Here is a 23,029-nt window from a genome sequence, read left to right as displayed (position 1 = left end):
GAGCAGGAAGTGACGAAGCGATGGCGAAGAGTGAGTCCGACAAGCAAGGCGCAGATTCCCCGTCTCGGTTGATCGACAAGCGAATCGAGGAACTCGGAGACTGGCGGGGCGAGATGCTCGCCCGGATACGAACTCTGATCAAAGAAGTGGATCCGGATGTGGTGGAGGAATGGAAGTGGCGAGGTGTTCCCGTGTGGTACCACGCCGGAATGATCTGTACCGGTGAGACTTACAAGAGCGCAGTGAAGGTGACCTTTGCCAAAGGCGCATCACTCGACGACGCTTCAGGACTCTTCAACTCCAGCCTCGAGGGCAATACGCGACGGGCGATCGATTTCCACGAGGGCCAAGCCGTCGACGAAAAGGCGTTCAAGGCACTCGTTCACGCCGCGATTGCCCTGAACACCTCGAAGAAGTGACGCCCTGTCAGAGATGATGTTCAGCGAGGTCGAACGCACTGAGTAGCGTGCGGAATTTTGTACTGGTCTCTCTCAATTCGATTTCCGGGTCGGAAGTAGCGACGATGCCGCCGCCGGCGTAGGCCCGCGCCGAGAGGCCGTCTGCTGCGATCTCGGCGCAACGAATAGCTACCATCCACTCGCCGTCTCCAGTCCGGTCGCACCAGCCCACGGCACCGGCATAGAACCCACGATCGGCTTCGGTTGCGGTGATGTGCTCGCGTGCGGCGACCGTCGGTGTGCCGCAGACAGCGGGAGTCGGATGCAGCGCCATTGCGAGTTCGAGCGAGGTCAGGCTCGGGTCGATCAGGACACCTTCGATCTTGGTCCCGAGATGCCACAGTTGCGGTGTCCGAAGGATTTCCGGTGCGCTGGGTGCATTGAAGGACGTGCACAGTGGTCCGAGTATCGCGCTGATGGAGTCGACGACAAACGCGTGTTCGGCCAGATCTTTGGTCGACGCGCGGAGTTGCTCGGCATTCGCCTCGTCCTGATCCGAATTCGGATGGCGTGCAATCGAGCCCGCCAGCGGGTGGCAGGTGACGACGCCGCCTCGCCTTTCGATCAGAACCTCGGGCGTCGAACCGACCAGCGAACGCCCGCGGTACTTTCCTCCGGCGGGGGACAGGTCGACGCAGAAACCGTTGTGCGCGTGATCGAGTGCAATCAGTTTCTCGGCCAGAGCGGCGGGGAAGATCGTGGACTCGGCCTCGATGGTCAGGGAGCGTGCGAGGACAACTTTGTCGAGTTCGCCTGCTCGAAGTCGTTCGATGGCTCCGCGGACCCTGTCGGTGTGGATCTGCGGGCTGGGTTCGAATCCGACTACCCGCGAAGTGGGTAATGACGGGATGTTCGAGTGATATAGATCACCGCGGACTCGTGTGAAACTCAGTGGCGCGGTGAGGGCGGACGGCGTCTCCGGGGAGAACGGCAGGGCGCCGACGACCGAGTCGATGCGCCCGGTCTTGAGGGCTTCGGCAGCGTCGAAGGCCGAGTCGAATTCTTCGACTACTCCCGAAGTGCGGATCGACGTTTGCCTACGTGAGAGCAGGAAAACGGAGTCCGTTTCATCGTCAGTCCGGTTGTTGCGCAACGGGAATTCGGAGACTTCGGCGAGTGCTGACATGGACACCCTTCCAGTTCGACAGATTGCTTGTTATGTTGAGGCTAGCCTTAGTTTGGGTGAATTTGTGTTGCGAGCGTCCGGGTTGTGTACTTCCGTACCGTTATGGTTAGGCTGGCCTAAAGTCAAGGCGTGCGGACGGGGTCGACACGAGGTTGGGTTGGCTCGATCTGAGCGCGTCGACCACTACTCGAGGAGACCGATGAGCAACACCGTGGACCGTGACCAGATCGTGCGCGACGTCGCCGAGGTTCTGTCGATGAGGGCAGAACAACTCGGCGACGACGCGGACCTGGGTGACGAAGGCCTTGACTCGGTTCGCTTGATGACGCTCGTCGAACGGTGGCGGGGAGCGGGCGCGGATGCCGACTTCGCGGAGTTGGCAGAAGAGCCCACGATCAATGCCTGGGTTCAGGTCCTGTGCCCGCAGTGAGCGAGCGCCGAATCGCCGTGGTCACCGGTGCTGCGGCGGGGATCGGCGCCGCAGTGGCCCGTACGCTTGCGCGCGACGGGTATTCGCTGGCGTTGCTCGATCGCGACGACGTCGAATTGAAGCGGGTAACTGCGGAATTGGCAGAAACAATCGTCGAAGGCGCCGATATCGAGAGTCACGTCGTGGACGTGACCGACCGGCAGGCAGTCGACGCTGCAGTGGCCTCGACGATGGACACGTTCGGCCGGATCGACGCGCTCGCGCACGTCGCCGGAATTCTCGACACCGGATCGGTGCTGGACTCCGATCCGGACCAGTGGCGGAAGATATTCGGCGTCAACGTCTTCGGATTGCTGAACGTGCTGCAGAGCGTGGGACTGGAAATGCGTCGCCGTCGGGCCGGGGCGATGGTGGTCGTCTCGTCGAACGCGGCCGGTGTCCCACGTATCGGGATGGGTGCTTACGGTTCGTCCAAAGCTGCTGCCACCATGTTGGTTCGAACCGCTGGACTGGAGCTGGCTACTGACGGCATTCGTGTCAACGTGGTCGCTCCGGGATCCACCGACACAGCGATGCAGCGGTCATTGTGGTCGGACCCTTCCGACGATTCGGGTGCCGACGCGGTCATCGAAGGCAATCTGGCGAGCTATCGCCTGGGTATTCCGCTCGGAAAACTGGCCACCGCAGACGATATCGCCGACTCGGTGCACTTCCTGCTGTCCGACCGGGCGGCCCACATCACCATGCAGGCGCTGTACGTCGACGGTGGAGCGACGCTCAAAGCGTGAGACGTATTTGCTGACAGTACTTTCGAACAGGAGTCACTTGCATGACCTCGAGGATCGCTCGCGAGCCCTTGGCACCCGTCGCACAGTATCCACCCGATTTGGTGACGCATTATCGGGAACGAGGCTATTGGACTGACGAGACGCTGGCCGGATTCGTCACGGCCGCGGCCGCACGGCATCCCGACAACGAAGCGGTGGTCGGCAGCGATGCCTCTGGCACACAGACACGGCTGACGTATTCCGACCTCGATCGTCGCAGCTCGGCCGTGGCCGGAGGCCTGTCCGGCTTGGGTGTTCGCGCCGGTGACCGGGTGCTCCTGCAGCTACCGAACATCGTGGAATACGTCGAAGCATTGTTCGGTGTGCTGAAGCTCGGCGCACTGCCGGTTTTCGGGTTGCCGGCGCATCGCCGAACCGAAATCGGATACTTCTGCCAGTTCGCTGATGTCGCTGCCTATATCGTCGCCGACCGTCATGGCGGGTTCGACTACCGCGCGCTGGCGCGTGAGGTGAACGAAGGCCTCGAGACTCCGCCTGTTGTGATCGTGGCCGGTGACCCCGAAGAGTTTGTCGGTTTCGATTCGCTGCGCGGATACGAGGTTCCCGTTCTTGCCGACGTCGATCCGTTGTCGGTCGCCTTTCTTCAGCTTTCCGGTGGCACGACTGGTGTTCCGAAGCTGATTCCGCGAACGCACGCCGACTACCTCTACTCGGTGCGAGCGTCCAACCCGATCTGCGGCGTCGACGAGTCGACGCGCATGTTGGTGGTTCTTCCTGCAGCGCATAATTTTCCGATGAGTTCGCCGGGCATCCTGGGTGTTCTCCACGCGGGCGGCTCCGTGGTTCTGGCGCCGGACACCATGCCCTCCACAGCTTTCGGCCTGATCGAATCAGAGCGAGTCACGCACGCTTCCTTGGTTCCACCGATCGCGTTGGCCTGGATGGCCGCCCCCAGTAAGGCAGATCACGATCTGTCGAGCTTGCGGGTTCTCGGCGTCGGCGGAGCGAAGTTCAGCGCCGAAGCCGCTGCACGCGTACCCACGGAGCTGGGCTGCACCCTCCAGCAGGTGTTCGGGATGGCCGAGGGGCTGGTCAACTACACCCGCCTCGACGACACGCAAGAATTGATCGTCAGCACTCAGGGCCGGCCCATTTCACCCGACGACGAGGTTCGTGTGGTCGACGACGAAGGCGCGCTCGTCGCGCCCGGAACCACGGGGCACTTACTGACTCGGGGTCCGTATACGATCCGTGGCTATTACCGGGCGGATGCGCACAATGCCGAGGTCTTCGACGCCGAAGGTTTCTATCGCACCGGCGATCTGGTCAGCGTCACCGATACGGGACACCTGATTGTCGAGGGCCGCGCAAAGGACCAGATCAACCGCGGCGGCGAGAAGGTGGCCGCCGAGGAGATCGAGAACCACCTGCTCTCGCATCCTGCTGTCCACGATGCGGCCGTCGTCGCTGTTCCCGACGAGTACCTGGGCGAGCGAACCTGCGCCGTTCTGGTGATTTCCGGAGATGCCCCGACCGTCGGCGAGATCAAGCGATATATACGAGGCCGAGGCGTTGCGGCGTACAAGGTTCCGGATCGAGTGGAGTTCGTGACCGAGTTCCCCGTCACCGGCGTCGGAAAGACCAGCAAGGCGGCCTTGCGCCGTGTTCTCAGCGAATCGATTGCTGCACAGACTCTGTCGAGTTGATCGGTTCCCACCCCCACATTTTCGAGGAGATTCATCATGGCGCTACCCACAGCAGTGCGATACGAGATGCCCACCGAGTTTCCGCAGAATCGGGTCGACTGGACTCTCGATCCTTCCCGAGCGGTGCTGCTTCTGCACGACATGCAGGAATATTTCGTGAACGCGTACGACCGAAGCGTCGACCCGCTCCAAACCGTGGTTCCGAACATCGACCGGCTTCGTTCGTCGGCGCGAGCTGCCGGAATCCCGATCGTCTACACCGCGCAACCCGGTGATCAGGATCCCGAGGAGCGCGCGTTGCTGTCGGATTTCTGGGGACCGGGTCTGAAGGCAGATCCCGCTCACACCGACGTGATCGCCGAGTTGGCTCCGCATCCGGACGACGTGATGCTCACAAAATGGCGCTACAGCGCTTTCATCAAGACAGATCTGCGTGAGCGGCTGCGCGAGAGTGGGCGTGACCAGCTGATCATCACCGGAATCTATGCCCACATCGGTTGCCTGACTACCGCTTTGGACGGGTTCATGCAAGACGTGCAGATCTTCTTCGTGGGCGACGCGGTAGCCGACTTCTCCCTGGACGAGCATGTCGGCGCGCTCGAGTACGCGGCCGGGCGCTGCGCCTCGGTCACCCGAACCGACGACCTGGTCAAGGCGATGAGCGCGGAAACGGTTTCGGCGTAGGCGTGAACGGCGACGGGTGCGCCACCCGTCGCCGTATTGTCAGGTGTGTGAAGACATTGTTGGTGGTTCACCACTCGCCCTCGCCGACAACCCACGAATTGTTGGATGCAGTCCTGGCCGGGGCTCGCGATCCCGAGATCGAGGGCGTCGAGGTGAAGGTGATGCCGGCGTTGGCGGCGACGGTGCCCGACGTCCTCGCTGCTGACGGCTATCTTTTCGGAACCACCGCCAATTTCGGTTACATGTCGGGCGCGCTGAAATACTTCTTCGACACCACGTACTACCAATGCCTCGGCGCGGTTTCGGATCGACCGTACGGCCTGTGGGTTCACGGCAACAACGACACTGCCGGTGCAGTGTCCTCGGTGCGCAAACTCGCCACCGGGCTCGGATTGGTCGCGGTGGCGGATCCGCTCGAAGTGACTGTGAGCGTGGACAAATCTGTCCGCGATGGTTGTTATGAACTGGGCGGAACCGTCGCGGCAACGCTGATGGACTAGCCTTCACTTTCTCGTTTCGATTCACGAAAGAGACTGTCCCGCAAGCGGTTGTAGAAGCGCGTGTCCTCTGATTGACGCGTCGGGAGCCGTCGGTTCTCGGGTCACCGGCGAGGCGGATTCCCCGATTCATTGACATTTAGTTTAGGCTACCCAAAACGACGTTAGGTCACCCTTGGGTGACGTGTGTCCACAGACGAGGGGATCAGTGTGAGCGTTCTTCCAGGTTCGAACTCCGGAGCGGCGAGCGAAGCTACGTTTGCTCTCACAGGAGCTCAACTCGGGATTTGGAACGCACAGAGGCTTGATCCCGAATCTCGGAGCTACCTCGTCGGTGAGGTGCTCGAAATCTCGGGCGACGAACCGATCGACACCGAACTGCTGACAGCCGCCATCACGGCGACGATCGGTGAAGCCGAAACCATGCGGCTGCGGATGATCGAGACGGCGGACGGCCCGCGTCAGTACATCTCCGACGAGCCGGTTGGCATCATCCCGATCACCGACGTCCGTGACGAGCGCGATCCCGTAGCCGTGGCGCACGCACTGGTCGACGCCGAGCGCAGCCGGGCGTCCGAGTACTGCCGCCTGATGGTGGAGCGTCCGCTGTACACCTACTCGCTGATCAGGCTCTCCGATCGCGAGATCTGGTGCATTCAGCTCTATCACCACCTGATCGTCGACGGATACAGCGCAGCAATGATTTCGCGCCGAGTCGCCGCGCACTACACGGCCGCGAAGAAGGGAACCGAGGTCGCGCCAACGCGATTCGGTTCTATGACAGATCTGGTCAGCGAGGACGAGGCGTACCGGGCTGGCGAGCAGTTCGCGGAAGATCGTGACTACTGGCGTGATGTCCTGACGCCGTTGCCCGCGTTGGACGGACGCGGCCAGCAGGTCACCGGTCCGGCGGAACGAACGATCCAGGTTCGCGAGGTCATTACCGCCGACGCCCTCAGCTGCCTCAAAGAGGTGGCAGACGCGACGGGAACAACGTGGGCCGAGGCACTGATCGCCTGCTACGGCGCGTTTCTCCACCGACTGCTCGGCGAGACGGATGTTGTCATCGCGATGCCACTCATGGCGCGCGTAGGCCGCACGGCACTCAAGACGCCGGCCATGGCAGTCAACGTTCTGCCTCTCCGGTTGACGATTCGCAGCCACGATCGACTCGGTGACCTGAGCAAGCAGGTGGCCGCCACGATGAAACGCCTGCGCGCACACCAGCGCTACCGCGGTGAGAATCTTGCTCGGGACCTGGGCGTCGCCGGAACCGGCGCACTGCTTCACGGGATCGGAATCAATCTCAAGGCTTTCGACTTCGCCCTCGATTTCGCCGGCGCTGTGGGTGTACTGCGAAACGTCGCCGGGGGACCGCCGGAGGACCTGGGTTTGACGGTTACGCCCATTGCGGACGGCGAAGTTCTACTCGGATTCGAAGTGGACGCGCGTACCAATACTCGGGAATCGGTTCAGCGTCGCCTCGCCGGTTTCGTCAGCATCGTCAACGCGATGGTCGGGGAGGGAGATCCTGCCGTCGGTCAGGTGGAGATGATGCCTGCGGCCGAAGCCGCGCGGATTCTCGCCGGCCGCGAAACTGCACCGCTGCCCGGCTCGGTCGAACTCGTTCCCGACGTGTTCGACCGCATCGTTGTCGAGCACGCGGATGACACAGTCCTCGTGTGCGGTGACGAACGTTTGACAGGCGCAGAACTCGGTGGCCGCGTCCACAAGCTCGCCCGGTTGCTTCGGGCCCGCGATGTCGGCCCGGACGACATTGTCGGACTTGCGCTTCCGCGTACTTCCGAGATGGTGGTGGCTCTGCTCGCGACATTGAACGCGGGCGCAGCGTACGTGGCCCTGGATCCGCAGCACCCGGCCGAGCGGTTGCGAGATCTGATCGACGACGCGCAGCCGAAGGTCGTGATCACCACTTCCACTCTGGCCGAGCAACTCGTCGGAGGTTCTCGGCCCGACCCCCTCGTCATCGATTCCGACGCAGTCCGCGAAGAACTCCGTGCTAATTCCGAGCTTCCACTCGAACTCGGTGAACTGGCGACAGCACGGCATGGTGATCACCTGGCGTATGTCATCTACACCTCGGGATCGACAGGCAAGCCCAAGGGTGTGCTGGTCAGAGGCGGTGGATTGGCGCACCTGCTTCACCACCATCGCGCCACCATCTACCGGGACACCGCCGAGCGCGTCGGGAACCGTCAACTGCACACCGCGCACACAGCGTCGTTCGCCTTCGATGCGTCTCTCGATCAACTGTTGTGGCTGCTGTGTGGTCATCGTGTGCACGTATACGACGAGGAACTGCAGAAGGACGCGGTTGCTCTGGTCGCGGCGTTCGAGCGAGATTGCGTCGACGTGGTCGACACGACGCCGTCGATGGCGGCAGCGATGGTGGACAACGGGTTGCTGCGTACGCAGCGGTTGCAGCTCCTCGTCGTGGGTGGCGAGGCGGCACCGCCCGCACTGTGGGACGCGATCATCGAATCCGGTGTTCCGGCTCGAAACCTGTACGGCCCCACAGAAACGACGGTCGACGCGATCGCGACCACGGTCGAAGGTGCCGGACCGCGTATCGGGTACCCCCTCGCGGGTACCCGTGCGTACCTTCTCGACAGCGCGCTCGAGCCGGTCGCCGACGGTGAACGAGGTGAGCTCTACCTGGCGGGACCGCAATTGGCCAGGGGCTACCTCGGCCGCGCCGGCGCGACCTCCGAGCGTTTTGTCGCAGATCCTTTCGGGGCTCCGGGAGATCTGATGTACCGCGCCGGGGACGTGGCGCGGTGGGTGCCGGGGCGGGGCTACGACTTCATCGGTCGCAGCGACAAGCAGGTGAAGATTCGCGGACATCGAGTCGAGTTGAGCGAGGTCGAGGCTGTTCTCGGATCGGTACCCCGAATCGGCGCGGCTGCCGCGCTGATCCGTACGGATGGGGGACGGCCCAGCCTCGTCGGCTACGTTGTAGCCGCCGCCGGCGCGACGCTTCCGCCGCAGGAAGAATTGCGCCGTGACCTCGCCGGTCGCGTACCGGATCATCTCGTTCCCGCCGCAATCGTCGTTCTGGACGAATTACCCGTCACGGTGAACGGAAAGCTCGATCGTGCGGCACTACCAGCCCCGGCTGCCGAATCGGCAGGTCGCGCCGCATCCACACCGCGCGAGGAAATCCTCTGTGACGTGGTGGCCGAGGTGCTCGGCCGCGAACGCGTCGGCGTGGACGAGGACTTCTTCGGCCTCGGTGGTGACAGCATCACGGCAATCAGTGTCAGCAGTCGCCTGCGGGTGCGCGGACTGATCGTTACTCCCAAAGAACTACTGGCACAGCGAGATCTGGGAACCATCGCCGCTGCGGCACGTGAGATTGCCGATGACGCCGACGCCGTAGCCTCGGTTGCGGACGTGGCCACCGGCACCGTGATCGCCCCGCCGATCGTTCGAGCACTGATCGACAAGAATCCGACAGACGAGGCAATCGCGGGCTACGCGCAGTGGACCGCAGTGCGCATCGACGACAGCCTTTCACTGGGTGACCTGCAGTCCGGCGTGCAGACGATCCTCGATCACCATGACGCTCTACGCCTGCTCCTGCGCCGTGACAACGACAGCGGCACTACCGAATTGATCGTCCGGGACCCCGGCGCGGTGCGCAGCGAGGGACTCGTTCGCGCGGTGTCCGACACCTCCGAGCCGTCCCGGATCAGAGACCTCGCGGAGGCGTCGGCGGCGAGTCTCGACCCACGTGCCGGTGAACTCCTGCGAGTCGTACTGGTCAATACCGAGGCCGGTCGACCCGACCAATTGATCGTCGTAGCTCACCATTTGATCGTCGACGGTGTGTCCTGGCGAATTCTGCTTCCAGACCTCCACGAAGCCACCGATGCTGCACGCGAGCGTAGGTCGGCCCGGTTGGCTGCAGGCGGAAGTTCGTGGCGTCGATACGCAGGGTTGCTCGCGGAATTCGGGGCCTCTGGCAGCAGGGCGTCAGAGCTCGAGTACTGGAAGTCCGCGTCGGTGCAGGCGGACGACGAGCCGATCGGCAGTCGTCGTCTCGACCCGAAGATCGACGTGACCGCAACCGCCTCTCGCACGACAACCATTGCGCCCCCGGCCGTCACCGACGCGCTGTTGACCACGCTTCCGGCGGCGTATCGAGCCAAGGCCGACGAAGTGCTTCTCTCGGGTTTGATGCTTGCCTTGCGCTCATGGCAGCACGGCCGCGGCCTCATCGGGCTGCCCGCGCAGACAGTTACCGTCGAAGGTCATGGCCGCGACGCGCTCACCAGCGACACCGACTTCGCCGGAACCATCGGGTGGTTCACCAGTGAGTTCCCCGTCCGGGTTCCCACCGATGCACTGCTCACCGCAGACGATCTTGCCGACGCACTGAGCGGCGGAGCAGCTGCGGGACATCTCCTTCGTGCGGTGAAGGAGGCAAAACGCGCCGTACCCGGAGGCGGAGTCGGCTATGGAGTTCTGCGGCATCTGGATCCCGACACCGCACCTGACCTTTCCGCGTGCGCTACACCCGAACTGCTGCTCAACTATCTGGGCCGCTTCCCGTCCTTGCCCGGAACCGGATGGCGATTGCCGGAGCAGGATCCATTCGCGGTCATCGAGCCGGCGACGAAGGTTATGTCGGAAGTGCTGGCGCTCAACGCATTTGTCCGAGAGGACGACTCGACGACGCTGGCAGTCGAATGGACTGCGGCGGGTTCAGTGCTCGACGGCGCGACGATCGTCGAGCTGCAAGAGCATTGGGAACGTGCGCTCGCTGCCCTGACCGCGCATGCCGCGCTCTTCGAGGGTGGTTTGACGCCTTCCGATTGCTCGGCGACGATCTTCGGCCAGGGCGCGGTGGTCGATCAGGCCGGGATCAACGAACTCGAAGCCGTCCACGGACCGCTTGCCGACGTCCTTCCGCTCTCGCCGCTACAAGAAGGTCTCCTGTTCCATGCGGTCCGTGACGGAGCCGCAGACGTCTACACACTTACTGCACGCTTCGACCTCTCCGGGCCACTGGACGAGGCGAAGTTGGCCGACGCGTTCGAGACCGTGATCGACAGGCACCCGAACCTTCGCGCAGCTTTTCACTACGAGCAGTTCGAACGGCCCGTTCAGATCATTCCGCGCGGCGTAAAAGTCGAGTGGCGTTCGGTCGATCTGACCTCCGTTCCAGCTGACACTGCATTCCGCTCTGCAGATCAGCTCGAGGACGAGGCCGCCAAGCATGTCTTCGACGTCAGTACACCGCCTCTGCTGCGTGCACTACTGGTTCGGCTGCCCGGCGGGGTGCACCGTTTGGTCCTCAACGCGCACCACCTGCTCACCGACGGTTGGTCGACTCCGATCGTCCTGCGCGAGCTGATGAACGTCTACCACGACGGCGACAGCCGCCTCCCTGCGCCGACGCCGTATCGCGACTACTTGGCATGGATCGCCGGCCGTGATCAGGACTCTGCCCGCGCAGCGTGGAGCGAGCGTTTGCGTGGGCTCACCGCGCCGACTCTCGTTGCCGATGCCGGAGCGCCGCGAAGTGTGCCCGTCGCGCTCGAGGTTCCTCTCGCGACATCGGACGCCGAAGCGCTGATCGAACTCGGCCGTGCGCGAGCGCTGACGGTCAACACCCTGGTTCAGGGTGCGTGGGCAGCAGCGCTCGCCGAAGCGACAGGACAGTGGGACGTCGTGTTCGGGGCCACGGTGTCCGGCCGACCTGCCGAACTCTCGGGGGTGGAGGGAATGGTCGGGTTGTTCAGCAACACGATTCCGGCCCGCCTCGACATCGTCGCGGACCGGCCTTTGCTCGATCAGTTCGTCGATCTCCAGAACGCCCAATTCGACATCGTGGACGTCGAACACACCAGTTTGGCCGAGATCGAACGCATCGCCGGAATCGGGCAACTGTTCGACACGCTCCTGGTGTTCGAGAACTTCCCGAACTCCGGTGCAGGACAGCCTGCATCGCACACACTGCGGGTCGAGGGATTCACCAACCGCGGAGTCACGCACTATCCGATGACGTTGATGGCGCCGCCGAGCACCGGTCTGGATCTGGTTCTGTACCACGATCCGGCAGTTGTCTCCGACGCCACGGCGGAGCGAATGGTCACACGGCTCGCGGAGATCCTGCGTGGGTTGCTGACCGAGCCGACAGCTCCCGCATCCGCGGTGCTCACGGTAGTCCGACAGGCAGCGTCCGTTGCCGATGCGGTGTCTGCCGCGAAAAATGTCGCTGTCACGAAAAAGGTGGCCGCGTCCGATCCTGCGATCGATGTCGATCCCGCGGTCGTGGATGCAGTGTGCGCCTGTGTCGCAACGGTGTTGGAGATTCCCGACGTCGATCCGGGCGACAATTTCTTCACTCTCGGCGGTCACTCGCTCACTGCGATGCGGTTGGTGGGAAGCCTGCGCAAGCTGGGAATTCGCGTCGTCGTCTCGGATGTCTTCGACACCCCGACCCCCCTCGGTCTTGCCGTGGCCGCACGCGTCGATCGGACGAAGTTCTCGCCGGATTCGGTCGTTGGCGTCGATCGACCCGTCGTGACCGTGGCGACGTTCCGCGCCCCGGCGGTGGCGGGAAATCCTGATCACGAGCGGTACTGGGTTCGCACGCTCGCGGACCTGCCCCTCGAAACGGACCTTCCGTATGACCGCCCGCGCGGCGAAGAGTACCGCCCGCACACCTACCTCCGTCAGCTACGCGATGCCCGGTTCGGTGACGAACCAGGATTCGACGCGGTGCTGTTGGCCGCCGTGGCGGCGACGCTGAACAGCTTCGGCGGTGGTCGGGACCTTGCGGTCGGACTGGTCTCGGAAGGGACTGACACCCTGATTCGGGTCGACCTGTCCGGTCGGCCTAGAATTGCCGATGTCGTTCGGCGAGTCGAAAACGCTGTCTCCGAGGCACTTGCGCATTCCGATGTCAGCCTCGACCGAATCGCCGATCTACTCGGGCGTCCGACGAGCAGCCTGTTCGCTGCCCGTGTCGGTCACTCGCCCGGAAAGAGCGTCGACCTCGAATTCGTCCGAACCGCAACAGAACTTCGATTGACGGTTGATGCCGGGCTGTTCGACGCCGCGACTGCGGACGCATTGCTCGACGGTGTGATCGCGGTCCTCGGTCACGAAATCAGCACTGTCGTCGCGGATCTGCGACTGGCGGAAAACAAGCCGGATCGCGACCCGGGCCGACGCGCGACGCCGCCGTCGGGGATCTCGCAGTTGTTCGCTCGACACGTCAGCCGCCACCCCGACGACATCGCGGTGATCTCCGGCGAGGTCGGAATTACCTACGGGGAACTGTCGGCGCGCGTCGACGAGCTGGCCCGCGAACTTCTCGCGGTCGGCGCCGGACCCGAGAAGGTAGTCGCCGTCGCGCTGGATCGAAATGCGGATCTGGTGGCCGGACTGCTCGCGGTACTGCGCATCGGCGCTGCGTACCTGCCACTCGACGTCGATTACCCGACTGAGCGGCTCGAGTTCATGATCGAGGACGCGGCTCCGGTGTGTGTCCTGACCAGTATCGACAGCGCCGGGCAACTTCCGTTGACGGTCGCCACGAGTGTCTTCGTGGACGGTGAGTTCACCAACTCGGGTGTCGTGCTTCCTCCGCCGCCCGCGGCGGGTGATCACCTCGCCTACATGATCCACACCTCCGGTTCGACGGGTCGCCCCAAGGGCGTGATGGTCTCGACGGGCAACCTCGCAGCCTTCGCGGACACGGTACTCGAGGATTGCTGGATCAGGCCGGGCGATCGCATCGTCGCGGTTACAACGGTGTCGTTCGACATCGCGGCACTCGAGTTGCTGTGCCCGCTCGCGGCGGGCGCGACTGTCGTGATCGCAGACCGCAGGACGGTTCGCGACCCGGATGCGTTGTCGGCGTTGATCATCGCAAGCGATGCGACAGTGATGCAGGCAACGCCGGCGCTGTGGCGAGTGGTCACCGAACACGAGAACGCAGTCGGACTCGCCATGGTGCGAGCCCTGGTGGGAGGGGAAGCCCTCCCGCAGGATCTGGCCGACGATCTGGTGGCCAACGCTGCTTCGGTCCGGAATGTCTATGGACCCACCGAGGCCACGGTGTGGGCGACATCTTCGGTCATCACGACCGGCGACCGAGTCACGATCGGTCAGCCCTGGACCGATGTGCACGTGCGAATCCTCGACGACGACCTGCGTGAGGTTCCGGAAGGCGTTGCGGGCGAGCTGTATCTGGGCGGTGCGCAGGTGGTCCGCGGATACCTGAACCGCCCCGATCTGACCGTCGCTCGGTTCGTCGCCGATCCTTCTCTGCCGGGGGCACGCCTCTACCGCACCGGCGATCTGGTCCGACGCCGGCGAGGGGTTTTGCACTTCCTTCGTCGTGCTGACGATCAGGTGAAGGTTCGTGGTTTCCGCATCGAGCTCGGCGAGGTCGAAGGCGCGCTCGGATCGGTGGCAGGTGTGTTCCGCGCGGCAGCCACCGTTCGCGTCGATGCGGCGGGTACCGGAAGTCTGCACGGATATGTGGTTCCCGAAGGTGCAACCACGCTCGATTCGGTACTGGTGCGCAAGGAGATTGCGCGGCTCCTACCCGAACACATGGTGCCGCAGACCATCACGGTGCTCGAAGCACTACCACTCACCCTCAACGGGAAGGTGGACCGGAAGGCATTGCCCGACACCGCGCCGGATCGTGTGCCGAGCCCACTCGTAGCCGTCGATGCGGATCGTCGGGCACGGCTCGAGTCGCTGAGCCCGGGCTGGCAGGACGTGCTGCCACTCGGTCCCTTGCAGGAAGGCATGTACTTCCAGTCGGTTCTCGACGGCGCCGGCGGCACGGATGTCTATCACATGCAGCCGCGATTCGAGTTCTCCGCCGATGCCGCCGTCGACGTTCGCTCACTCCGAGCAGCGGGGGATGCGCTCTTGCGGCGCTATCCGAACCTGCGGGCCGGCTTCACACACGCCGGTTTCGACGCTCCGGTGCAGTTCGTGCCCAGGGCAGCCGAAATGCCTTTCCGCGAAATCGATCTGAGCGCAGTCGCACCCGAGGACTTGGATATCGAGGTCCGCGCCGTCGACGAGGCTGAATTCGGCAGGCTGTTCGACTTGAGTGCGCCGCCACTCATTCGAATGGTGTTGGTCTGGTTGCCAGGTGGGGGAGCGCACCTCGTCTTCACTCAGCACCACCTGCTCACCGACGGTTGGTCGCAGACCTTGATGTACGCGGAGTTGTTTGCGCTCTACGAGTTTGCTCGCACACACGGCACGGACCCGGTTGGACTCGACGGCGCGCTCGACAAGCCTGCGGACTTCCGTGATCACCTGCGATGGATCGCCGAAGCGGATCGCACGGACGCCATCTCGTCCTGGAAGGACTACCTCGCGGATCTCGAGCAACCCACACTCGTGGGTGGTACGGGATCAGGCGGACGCGCTCCGTTGCCGGTGTTCACCCGGGTTCAGCTCGAACAGAAGATCACCGAGCACGTACGCGAGCTGGCCAGACGTAGCGGAGTGACGCTGTCCACCGTCGTCTCTGCGGCGTGGGGCCTGGCATTGCGCGCCGTGACGGGGCGTGACGACGTGGTCTTCGGATCGACGGTTTCGGGACGTTCACCCGAGGTCGAGGGCGCCGACCGCATGGTGGGCTTGGCGCTCAACACCATTCCCGTGCGTGTCCGGGTCCGGCCAGGCGAGGAGATCTCGGCGTTGCTCGGACGCCTGTTCCGTGAACAAGGTTCGCTGCTGGGGCATCACCATCTCGGGCTCGGCGACGTGCAGCGAAGTGCAGGGTTCGCCACGCTCTTCGACACGCTCTACGTTTTCCGCAACACCCCTCGCGACGAACAGGCACGTCGAGACACGTTCGGTCGCAGTGGAATCGTCGGGTTCGATGCGGTGGACGGCACGCACTATGCGCTCACGCTCGACGTGGATCCGGGTGTCGGGGACGCGGCGATGGCGCTCACACTCGAAAACCGTCCTGACCTGATTCCGCACGACGTGGCTCAGGACATCCTGTCCCGCACCATCACGATTCTCGAAGTGATGGCGAATTCCGATACCGCCACGGTGGCGGACACGGCGGTTCCGCTTTCGCGCACCCCCGCGGAATTCGCTTCGGAGCACGTCGTGATGCCACGGCCGGACCAGGCCGGCGGTAGCGTGGACGCACTACTGCGCGAAAGGGCAGCGGCAACTCCGGACGAGACGGCGCTGGTCTTCGGAGACGTCACACTGAGCGCAGCCGAGATGAACTCTCGGGTGGACAGACTGGCACGGATACTCGCTTCGGCGCTGGGGCAGTCGGTACCAGGCGGGGGACCGACCCGTGTTGTCGCGCTCGCGCTTCCGCGTACTGCCGATCACGTCGTCGCGATCTTCGCCGTCATGAGAACCGGAGCGGCCTACCTTCCCTTGGATCTGGCTCACCCGCCGGCACGCCTGCGCGAACTCATCCTCGACAGCGATGCGGCGCTGGTAGTCACCACGACTCAGACGCGTGACCTCGTTGTTCCCGATGGACAGCCACGTCTGGTCCTCGACGACCCGGACGTGGCCGGAGTACTCGACGGGCAGTCTTCGGCACCAGTTGTCGACGAGGCCGCGGTCTGCGGGCCGACCTCACCGGACCAGCCTGCCTACGTCATCTACACCTCGGGCAGTACCGGAAAACCCAAGGGCGTCGTGGTGGGTCACCGCGGGTTGACGACGATGTATCACAATCACAAGGCCGAGATATTCACTCCGACCGAAAACAGTGTGGGTGGCCGACGTCTGCGCATCGCGCATACAGTCTCGTTCTCGTTCGACATGTCGTGGGAGGAACTGTTCTGGTTGCTCGCGGGGCACGAAGTTCACGTGATCGACGAGCAGGCGCGACTGGACCCCGCGTCGCTGGTGAAGCATTACCGCGAAGTCGGTATCGACGTCGTAAATGTAACCCCCTCGTATGCAAGGGAACTGATGGCCGCCGGTCTCCTCGACGGTGAGCGGACGCCGGTGTTGGTGATGCTCGGCGGAGAAGCTGTACCTGCCGAGTTGTGGTCGCGATTGCGCGATCAGGACGGTGTCGACGGGTACGACCTTTACGGGCCGACGGAGTTCACGATCAACGCGATGGGATCCCCGGTTCAGGGGAGCGAGACACCCTGCCTGGGTCGTCCGATTCTGAACGCGTCTGCGCGGGTACTCGATTCAGGTCTGCGGGAGGTACCGATCGGAGCGGCGGGCGAGCTGTACATGTCCGGAGACGGAACGGCGATGGGTTACCTTCACCGGACCGCGTTGACCTCCGCTGTGTTCGTTGCTGACCCCTACTCCGTCGGCAAGCGCATGTACCGCACGGGTGACGTTGTACTGCGTCGCCGCGACGGCGAACTCGAATATCTGGGTCGCGCAGACCATCAGGTCAAGATCCGAGGCATTCGGATCGAATTGGGTGAAGTCGAATCCGCGCTGGCGTCGTTGCCGGGAGTGTTGCGAGCGGCAGCGTCAGTCCGTAGCGAAGGCGGTGCGCCGCCGCGACTGGTCGGCTACGTCATCGAAGAACCCGGCGCTGATCCAGTCGATCTGCGAGCTGCGTTGCGGGAAAGCGTACCGGCACACCTGGTTCCGTCGGACATCGTCGTCGTGGATTCGATCCCGTTGACGCCCAACGGAAAACTGGACCGCGGTGCGTTGCCGGCACCCCCCGCCCGAGCAGCGGCCCGAGCACCGCGAACCGAGATGGAAAGGCAACTGTGCCAGGTCTTTGCGCGGGTACTCGGCGTCGAGGCAGTCGATCCCGAAGAGAGTTTCTTCGATCTCGGCGGCGACTCGCTTCGAGCTATGCGACTGGTGGGGGAGATGGAGCACGACCTGTCGGTGAGCGTCGGTGTGGGAACGCTGATGGCCCGTCCGACAGTTGCAGAACTTGCAGTACACCTTGACGAGTCGGCGTCCGAAATCGATCTGAGTCGTGATCGCCTCCTGACACTGCGAGCCGAAGGCAGCGGAGAACCACTGTTCTGCGTGCATCCGGCCGGTGGATTCGCTTGGCCCTTTGCGCCTTTGACCGGTGTTCTCGAGGCCGACCGTCCACTGTTCGGCCTGCAACTGCCCACAGTTGCCGGGGAGCCACTCGAACCGACGAACGTGGACCAACTGGCAGCGATGTACGTCGACACGATTCGCGGCGTGCAACCGAGCGGGCCGTATCACCTGCTCGGCTACTCGTTCGGTGGCAACGTCGTTGCCGCGATGGCTGCTCAGCTGGTCGATATCGGCGAGACAGTGGAGTTCGCCGGTCTGATCGATACTCATCCACTGGGAGATCGTGACGATCGCGGTCGCGACGATGCCGACGACCGAGATCTGGCCGCCGCCCTGCCACCCGAGATCCTCACTCAGGCACCGGGACTGGTCGACGCTGTTCGGGCGGGTTTTGATGCCACTCGTTTGCTCGTGGCCAGTTCGACCGACACAACCTACGACGGACCGGTTACTCTGATCACCGCCGACGCCGAGGCGTCCGGACAGCTGCTGGCCGATCGCTGGCGCAGAGTCCGCGGGGACCGGGACATGGCAGTACACCATCTGCCGTACGACCACGCCGGATTGGTGACCCCAGCCGGGTGGGCGGCGATCGCCCCGCTGCTCGACAGCCATTTGTCGAAACGCACGGCCACATAGTTCGAAAACCACACAGTTGAAACACAATGGGAGCTCAATGATGAAGTCCACACCGCCCCTCGCGATACGGAGTTGGCGACGATTCGTCGCCATCGCAGGGTTGCTGATCGTCGCACTCGTGGCGATGATCGGTTGCAGTAGCGATTCGAACGACGAACCGACCAAGGCTGCAGAGCCCACGACCCGCGTGATCGAAACCGAGAAGGGCTCGGTCACCGTGCCCGCGTCGGCGGAGCGCATCGTGGTTCTGAGCGGCGGTCTCGCCGGATACCTGTACGCCCTGGACGCACCGGTGGTTGCCACCGATACCCGCGTCCTCGGTGTCACGAACCTCGACGGTGGATTCCCGCCGGCTTGGGCGGACGCCGCAAAGGCGCAGGGCACCAAGGAATTGCCGGCCGGCGAGCAGCTCAACATCGAAGCCGTCGCGGCGGCTGAGCCCGACCTGATCATCGGCGGTGGCCAGGGAATCACCTCTGTTCAGTCCGAGGAACTCTACGATCAGCTCACTGCTATCGCACCCACCGTCTTGGTCCCCAAGACGGTCGCCGCGTGGGACAAGCAGCTCGAAATCGTCGCCGACGCGGCGGGCCGTTCCGACCAGGTTCCGGCGCTGATGAGCGCATACGAGGACAAGGTCAAAGAGGTCAAGGGCAAGATCAAGGTTCCCGAGGGCAACGTCGTCTACTTCCTCTCGGTCTCGAGCAACAAGCCGTACCTCGTTCCGCCGACGGCCGCGCTGCCCGCGATGCTCGCCGAGCTCGGTTTTAAGGCCGACGACGTCATGGCCAAGGCCGGCAACCCGCAGCTCTTCGGCTCGGGTGACTCGTTCGAGGTCAGCCCGGAACTGCTCTCGCAGGTCGCCGATGCTCCTGTCGCCTTTGTGATTCCGGTGTCCGGTCGCCCGATGGCCGAACTTGCCACCGATCCGCTTTACTCGCAGTTGCCGTCCTTCAAGGCAGGCACGACGTTCGAGCTCCCCGCCAGCAGCTACCGTCCTGACTACGACGGCGCAATGGCTACCCTCGACCTGATCGGCCAGACCTTCGCATGACTCGATTCGGTGGGCTGGTGATCGATGTTTCACCCTTGCGGACCAGCCGTCCCTTCAGGTACGCCTTTTCCGCGCGATTGATCTCGCTGCTCGGGATCGGACTGCTCGTCGTAGCCGTCCCCGCGCAGACGTACCAGCTCACCGGCTCGACCTTGCAGGTTGCCGGAGTGTCCACGGCGATGGCCATCGCCATGTTCTTCGGCAGCCTGTTCGGCGGCGTGCTCGCTGACCGTTACGATCGGCGACGAACCATCCAGTTGGCCCGCAGTGCTGCGGGTCTCGGCTTTGTCATTCTCGGGTGCAATGCGCTCTTGCCACACCCGTCGATGTGGGTCATCTACGTCGCGGCAGCTGTCGACGGCTTGGCCGGCGGTGTCAGCAGCTCGGCCTTGATGGCTTTGATGCCGAGGTTGTTGCCGCGCAACAAGATGGCTGCGGCCGGCGCTTTGGTAGCGCTGACCACCGACATCGGGACGATGATCTCGCCGGCAATCGCCGGCGTGATCATCGCCTCCGGCGGCATTCCCGCGACATACTTTGTTGCTGCGGTGGCCACCGCAGCAACTGTCACGTTGTTCCAAGCCATCGGCCCTTCCCCTGCACCGGGCACGAATCACGAAAGCCCGATGCGCGCGCTGGTGACCGGCGTGAAATTCGCCGGCACGCACACAGTCATTCGCGGCATCCTGATCAGCGGTCTGTTGGTCATGTTCGTCAGCGGGCCGATGGTGTTGCTGCCTGCCTTCGTCGACCAGGTCCTCGGCGGCGGACCCACCATGCTCGGTCTGCTCTACGGCGCCCCCGCTGTCGGCGCTGTGGTCGGTTCCCTCACCAGCGGTTGGACCGGACGAGTCCACCGCAACGGCGCCGCGATGTTGATCTCTGTTGCGCTGATGCCTCTCGGCCTGGTGGTACTGGGTGCGTCGGGAGCAGCGATTGTCGCGTTCCTGGGCCTGGCCGGATTCGGCCTCGGCCGCGCACTCAACGACATTCTGAGATTTGCAGTCCTTCAACAGAACACGCCGGACGAATTGCGCGGACGCGTGTCCAGTCTGTGGATGGTGCAAGCCGTCACGGGTACGGCGATCGGTTCGATGGCAGCCGGGTTCCTCGGGCAGTGGCTCGAGCCTGGCGCCGCGCTACTGGTCTTGGGGCTCGCCGGTGTGACACTGGGCCTGGTGCTCCTGGCAGCATTGGGTTCGGTGCGCCGGGTAACTTCGGAGATCAACGAAGTCGATCTCTCCGAAAACACTGTGCCGGTGGGGAATGCTCCGCCGGAAAAGGAAGGTAGTTCATGAACCGAGGAGACCACCTCGCGACCATCGCCGAAGTTCTGGCGGGAACCACCGGCGCAAAAGTGCCGTACCCCATCGGCATTCGCGAACTCGAAGTTGTTCGCAGCGAAATGGTCGGGACCGGACTGTTGCGTCTGACCTTGGGTGGACCGGAGTTGGCGGGCTTCGAATCGCACGCTCCCGACGAGCATGTTCGCCTGGTCTACCCGGATGCAGACGGAACTTTACGTCTACCCGAACGCGACGGATTCAGCCTGAAGTGGCCTCGTCCATTGCCGATCTCGCGTGAGTACACCGTCCGTCGATACGACGCCGAGGCGGGGGAGCTGGACCTCGACTTCGCGCTCCACGAAGGTGGGTACGCCTCTGATTGGGCTCAGGCGGCGACCGTCGGCACTCGGGTGCACGTGGCAGGTCCGCCCGGTGGCGTCGTGGTTCCGTGGACGTACGACCGCTATCTGCTGGCCGGTGACATCACCGCCCTTCCTGCCATTGCTCGTTGGCTCGAGATGATGCCCGCTGCTGCCGCCGGGTGGGTGTTCGTCGAGATCACCGACCCTTCACAGGAAATCGAACTCACTGTTCCGGAAGGCGTCGAGGTGCAATGGCTGCACCGCGGTGACGTCCCAGCCGGTCACTCGGATCTGCTCGAGCAGGCAGTACGGACGGTCACCGTGCCCGAAGGTGAGCGCCTCTACGCCTGGATCTCCGGTGAGGCCACCAGTCTCAAGCCGATTCGCAGATTCGTGCGGGACGAACTCGGCCTGAGTTCGGACGACCACCTGATCACGGGCTACTGGAAGCGCGGAGTCGCAGACTTCGACGAGGACGACGACGACCACTGAACATCGGTTGATGCCGGTTTCGGCATCGTCACCGCGACAACGAGTCCGACAATCGCAACGATTGCCGCCACTCCGAAAGCCGTGGCGAATGCCGAGTGCTGGGGAAGGCCGCCGGATGAAGTCGCGCTCGCGATGATCCCGGCGGCAATTTGGGTTCCCACAGCAGAACCCAGCGATCTGGCGATCGTGACTATTGCCGTCGTGACACCTACGCGGTCTGCCGGTGCGCTGTCGGCGGAGATGACGAACACTGCCGTCGACGCGGCGGCAACGCCGGTACCCGCAAGGATCAGCACCACAACGATCTGCCACATCGTGGTTGCAAAGACCCCGACGGCGCCGCTCAGGCCGAGGAAGGCAACTCCCGCTACCGCAATGGCTTTCGTGCCGACCCGTTGTGCGAGCTTTCCGGAAATCACCGACGCGATCACCGCTGCGCCGTAACCGATGCACAGCAGGATTCCGATGGCACTTGTCGATGCACCGCGGCCGAATCCGCTCTCTGCCGGCACGGCGAGTTGTTGCGGAAGTAGATAGACAACAGCGCCGTAGGTGAACCCGAAAACCACGCCGACGACCACGGCGCTCCACATCGAACGATGCCACATCATCGTCAGGTCGACCATCGGCTCGGTTGTCCGGCTCTGATACCTGGCCCAGATCGTGAACACGGCAGCGGAAGCGAGAACCAGCAGCATCGACGTCGGTGCGCCCCACCCGTTGCTCGATGCGCTCGCCAACCACGCCGTCAGCGTCAATAATCCGAGAGCCAATCCAGCAGCTCCTGGCCAATCGAGTCGGCCGCCGACGTTCGACATGTGATCTCGTGGTGTGCTCACGGCAAAAGCAATTGCGCCGAGCAAAACGAACGCGGTCGGAACTGCATACATCGCGGTGCGTGAGACATTTTCCGCCACCGGTCCCGCCAGCACGACTCCCAGAGCGCCGCCGGCCACTACGACAGCCCCGAGCAAACCCGTGGCCGTCTTCAGTCGGTCCGAGGACAAAGTGCGTCGTAGGACCACGAAGCTCACGGGAAGCAACCCGATTCCGAATCCCTGGAGAAATTGGCCGAGGACGAACAGCGGGAAGATCGTTGCGAGAGCGGACACGCTGCCGCCCAGGACAACGATTGTCGTGATCGCGAGCAAGGTGGGGCGGGCGCCGTACACGTCGGCTATTCGCCCGGCCATCGGCGTGACGAGGACAGTGCTCAACGTCAGAGCGACGGATGCGAGCGCTCCGATGTCGGCCGTCACTCCGAAGTCTCTCTGTATCAGGGGGAGTGCGGGGACGATGATGCTTTCGAGCGCGGCCACGGCAGCGATCAGCAGGGTCAGGCTTGCGATAGTTGCTACCGGTCGCGGCTGATTGCCGGAGACGCTCTCTGTGGTCATCGTGCTCTCTTTCGATCGGGGAGTGAGGAGCTTATGGACGCGACGAAACGCCGCCCCTCCAAGAGCCCGGAAGGGTT

The 23,029-nt window shown here is 63.8% G+C and carries 12 protein-coding genes; 10 read left to right on the top strand and 2 right to left on the bottom strand.

Features of this window, described 5'->3' with window-relative positions; all coding sequences use genetic code 11:
* Nucleotides 1-20: 20 nt before the first annotated feature.
* Nucleotides 21-419, top strand: coding sequence for a DUF1801 domain-containing protein (locus PCS43_RS02695; protein ID WP_007735116.1), 399 nt, complete (start codon nt 21-23; stop codon nt 417-419).
* A gap of 7 nt (nt 420-426) precedes the next feature.
* On the opposite strand, the gene PCS43_RS02690 is transcribed toward PCS43_RS02695, so the two are convergent.
* Nucleotides 427-1,584 (bottom strand): isochorismate synthase, encoded by a 1,158-nt coding sequence (locus PCS43_RS02690; RefSeq protein ID WP_007735117.1) that lies wholly within the window; start codon nt 1,582-1,584, stop codon nt 427-429.
* Nucleotides 1,585-1,783: 199 nt separating this feature from the next.
* Here PCS43_RS02690 and PCS43_RS02685 point away from each other — a divergent pair, with 199 nt between their 5' ends.
* The 9 genes from PCS43_RS02685 to PCS43_RS02645 all read left to right on the top strand — a co-directional run bounded on the left by PCS43_RS02685 (nt 1,784) and on the right by PCS43_RS02645 (nt 21,555).
* Nucleotides 1,784-2,014: a phosphopantetheine-binding protein gene (locus PCS43_RS02685; protein WP_003942230.1), complete on the top strand. Its 231-nt coding sequence runs from the start codon at nt 1,784-1,786 to the stop codon at nt 2,012-2,014.
* On the top strand, nt 2,002-2,802 hold the full coding sequence (locus PCS43_RS02680; RefSeq protein ID WP_007735119.1) for a 2,3-dihydro-2,3-dihydroxybenzoate dehydrogenase: 801 nt from the start codon (nt 2,002-2,004) through the stop codon (nt 2,800-2,802). Before PCS43_RS02685 ends, PCS43_RS02680 begins: the two co-directional genes overlap by 13 nt.
* Nucleotides 2,803-2,843: 41 nt before the next feature.
* Nucleotides 2,844-4,508 carry a (2,3-dihydroxybenzoyl)adenylate synthase gene (locus tag PCS43_RS02675; protein WP_007735122.1) on the top strand — a complete coding sequence of 555 codons (1,665 nt, stop codon included), beginning with the start codon at nt 2,844-2,846 and terminating at the stop codon, nt 4,506-4,508.
* 36 nt (nt 4,509-4,544) lie between these two features.
* A complete protein-coding gene (locus PCS43_RS02670) occupies nt 4,545-5,192 on the top strand; it encodes an isochorismatase family protein (RefSeq protein ID WP_007735125.1) in 648 nt (215 codons plus the stop codon).
* Between the two features lie 47 nt (nt 5,193-5,239).
* On the top strand, nt 5,240-5,692 hold the full coding sequence (locus tag PCS43_RS02665) for a flavodoxin family protein (protein WP_003942217.1): 453 nt from the start codon (nt 5,240-5,242) through the stop codon (nt 5,690-5,692).
* A 207-nt stretch (nt 5,693-5,899) separates the two neighbouring features.
* Complete coding sequence (locus PCS43_RS02660) at nt 5,900-18,361, top strand: non-ribosomal peptide synthetase (protein WP_270922993.1); 12,462 nt, start codon at nt 5,900-5,902, stop codon at nt 18,359-18,361.
* Between the two features lie 40 nt (nt 18,362-18,401).
* Nucleotides 18,402-19,415, top strand: a complete 1,014-nt coding sequence (locus tag PCS43_RS02655) for a Fe2+-enterobactin ABC transporter substrate-binding protein (RefSeq protein ID WP_003942170.1) — start codon at nt 18,402-18,404, stop codon at nt 19,413-19,415.
* Nucleotides 19,412-20,713: an enterobactin transporter EntS gene (entS, locus tag PCS43_RS02650; protein WP_209908380.1), complete on the top strand. Its 1,302-nt coding sequence runs from the start codon at nt 19,412-19,414 to the stop codon at nt 20,711-20,713. Before PCS43_RS02655 ends, entS begins: the two co-directional genes overlap by 4 nt.
* Entirely contained in the window at nt 20,710-21,555 is an 846-nt protein-coding gene (locus tag PCS43_RS02645; protein ID WP_007735129.1) for a siderophore-interacting protein, read from the top strand. The genes entS and PCS43_RS02645 overlap by 4 nt, the downstream gene beginning before the upstream one ends.
* Here PCS43_RS02645 and PCS43_RS02640 read toward each other — a convergent pair.
* Complete coding sequence (locus PCS43_RS02640) at nt 21,504-22,952, bottom strand: MFS transporter (protein ID WP_007735130.1); 1,449 nt, start codon at nt 22,950-22,952, stop codon at nt 21,504-21,506. The genes PCS43_RS02645 and PCS43_RS02640 overlap by 52 nt on opposite strands.
* Between the last annotated feature and the right edge of the window lie 77 nt (nt 22,953-23,029).

The organism is Rhodococcus sp. C-2 (assembly GCF_027854095.1).
Lineage (GTDB): Bacteria > Actinomycetota > Actinomycetes > Mycobacteriales > Mycobacteriaceae > Rhodococcus_F > Rhodococcus_F qingshengii.
The sequence above is the reverse complement of the archived record's forward strand: the minus strand, read 5'-3'. Positions and strand labels throughout refer to the sequence as shown.

Bases quoted from the DNA above. Each gene is read 5' to 3' on its own strand.
- PCS43_RS02695 (WP_007735116.1), top strand. From the start codon at position 21: ATGGCGAAGAGTGAGTCCGACAAGCAAGGCGCAGATTCCCCGTCTCGG.
- PCS43_RS02690 (WP_007735117.1), bottom strand. From the start codon at position 1,584: ATGTCAGCACTCGCCGAAGTCTCCGAATTCCCGTTGCGCAACAACCGG.
- PCS43_RS02685 (WP_003942230.1), top strand. From the start codon at position 1,784: ATGAGCAACACCGTGGACCGTGACCAGATCGTGCGCGACGTCGCCGAG.
- PCS43_RS02675 (WP_007735122.1), top strand. From the start codon at position 2,844: ATGACCTCGAGGATCGCTCGCGAGCCCTTGGCACCCGTCGCACAGTAT.
- PCS43_RS02670 (WP_007735125.1), top strand. From the start codon at position 4,545: ATGGCGCTACCCACAGCAGTGCGATACGAGATGCCCACCGAGTTTCCG.
- PCS43_RS02655 (WP_003942170.1), top strand. From the start codon at position 18,402: ATGAAGTCCACACCGCCCCTCGCGATACGGAGTTGGCGACGATTCGTC.
- entS (WP_209908380.1), top strand. From the start codon at position 19,412: ATGACTCGATTCGGTGGGCTGGTGATCGATGTTTCACCCTTGCGGACC.
- PCS43_RS02645 (WP_007735129.1), top strand. From the start codon at position 20,710: ATGAACCGAGGAGACCACCTCGCGACCATCGCCGAAGTTCTGGCGGGA.
- PCS43_RS02640 (WP_007735130.1), bottom strand. From the start codon at position 22,952: ATGACCACAGAGAGCGTCTCCGGCAATCAGCCGCGACCGGTAGCAACT.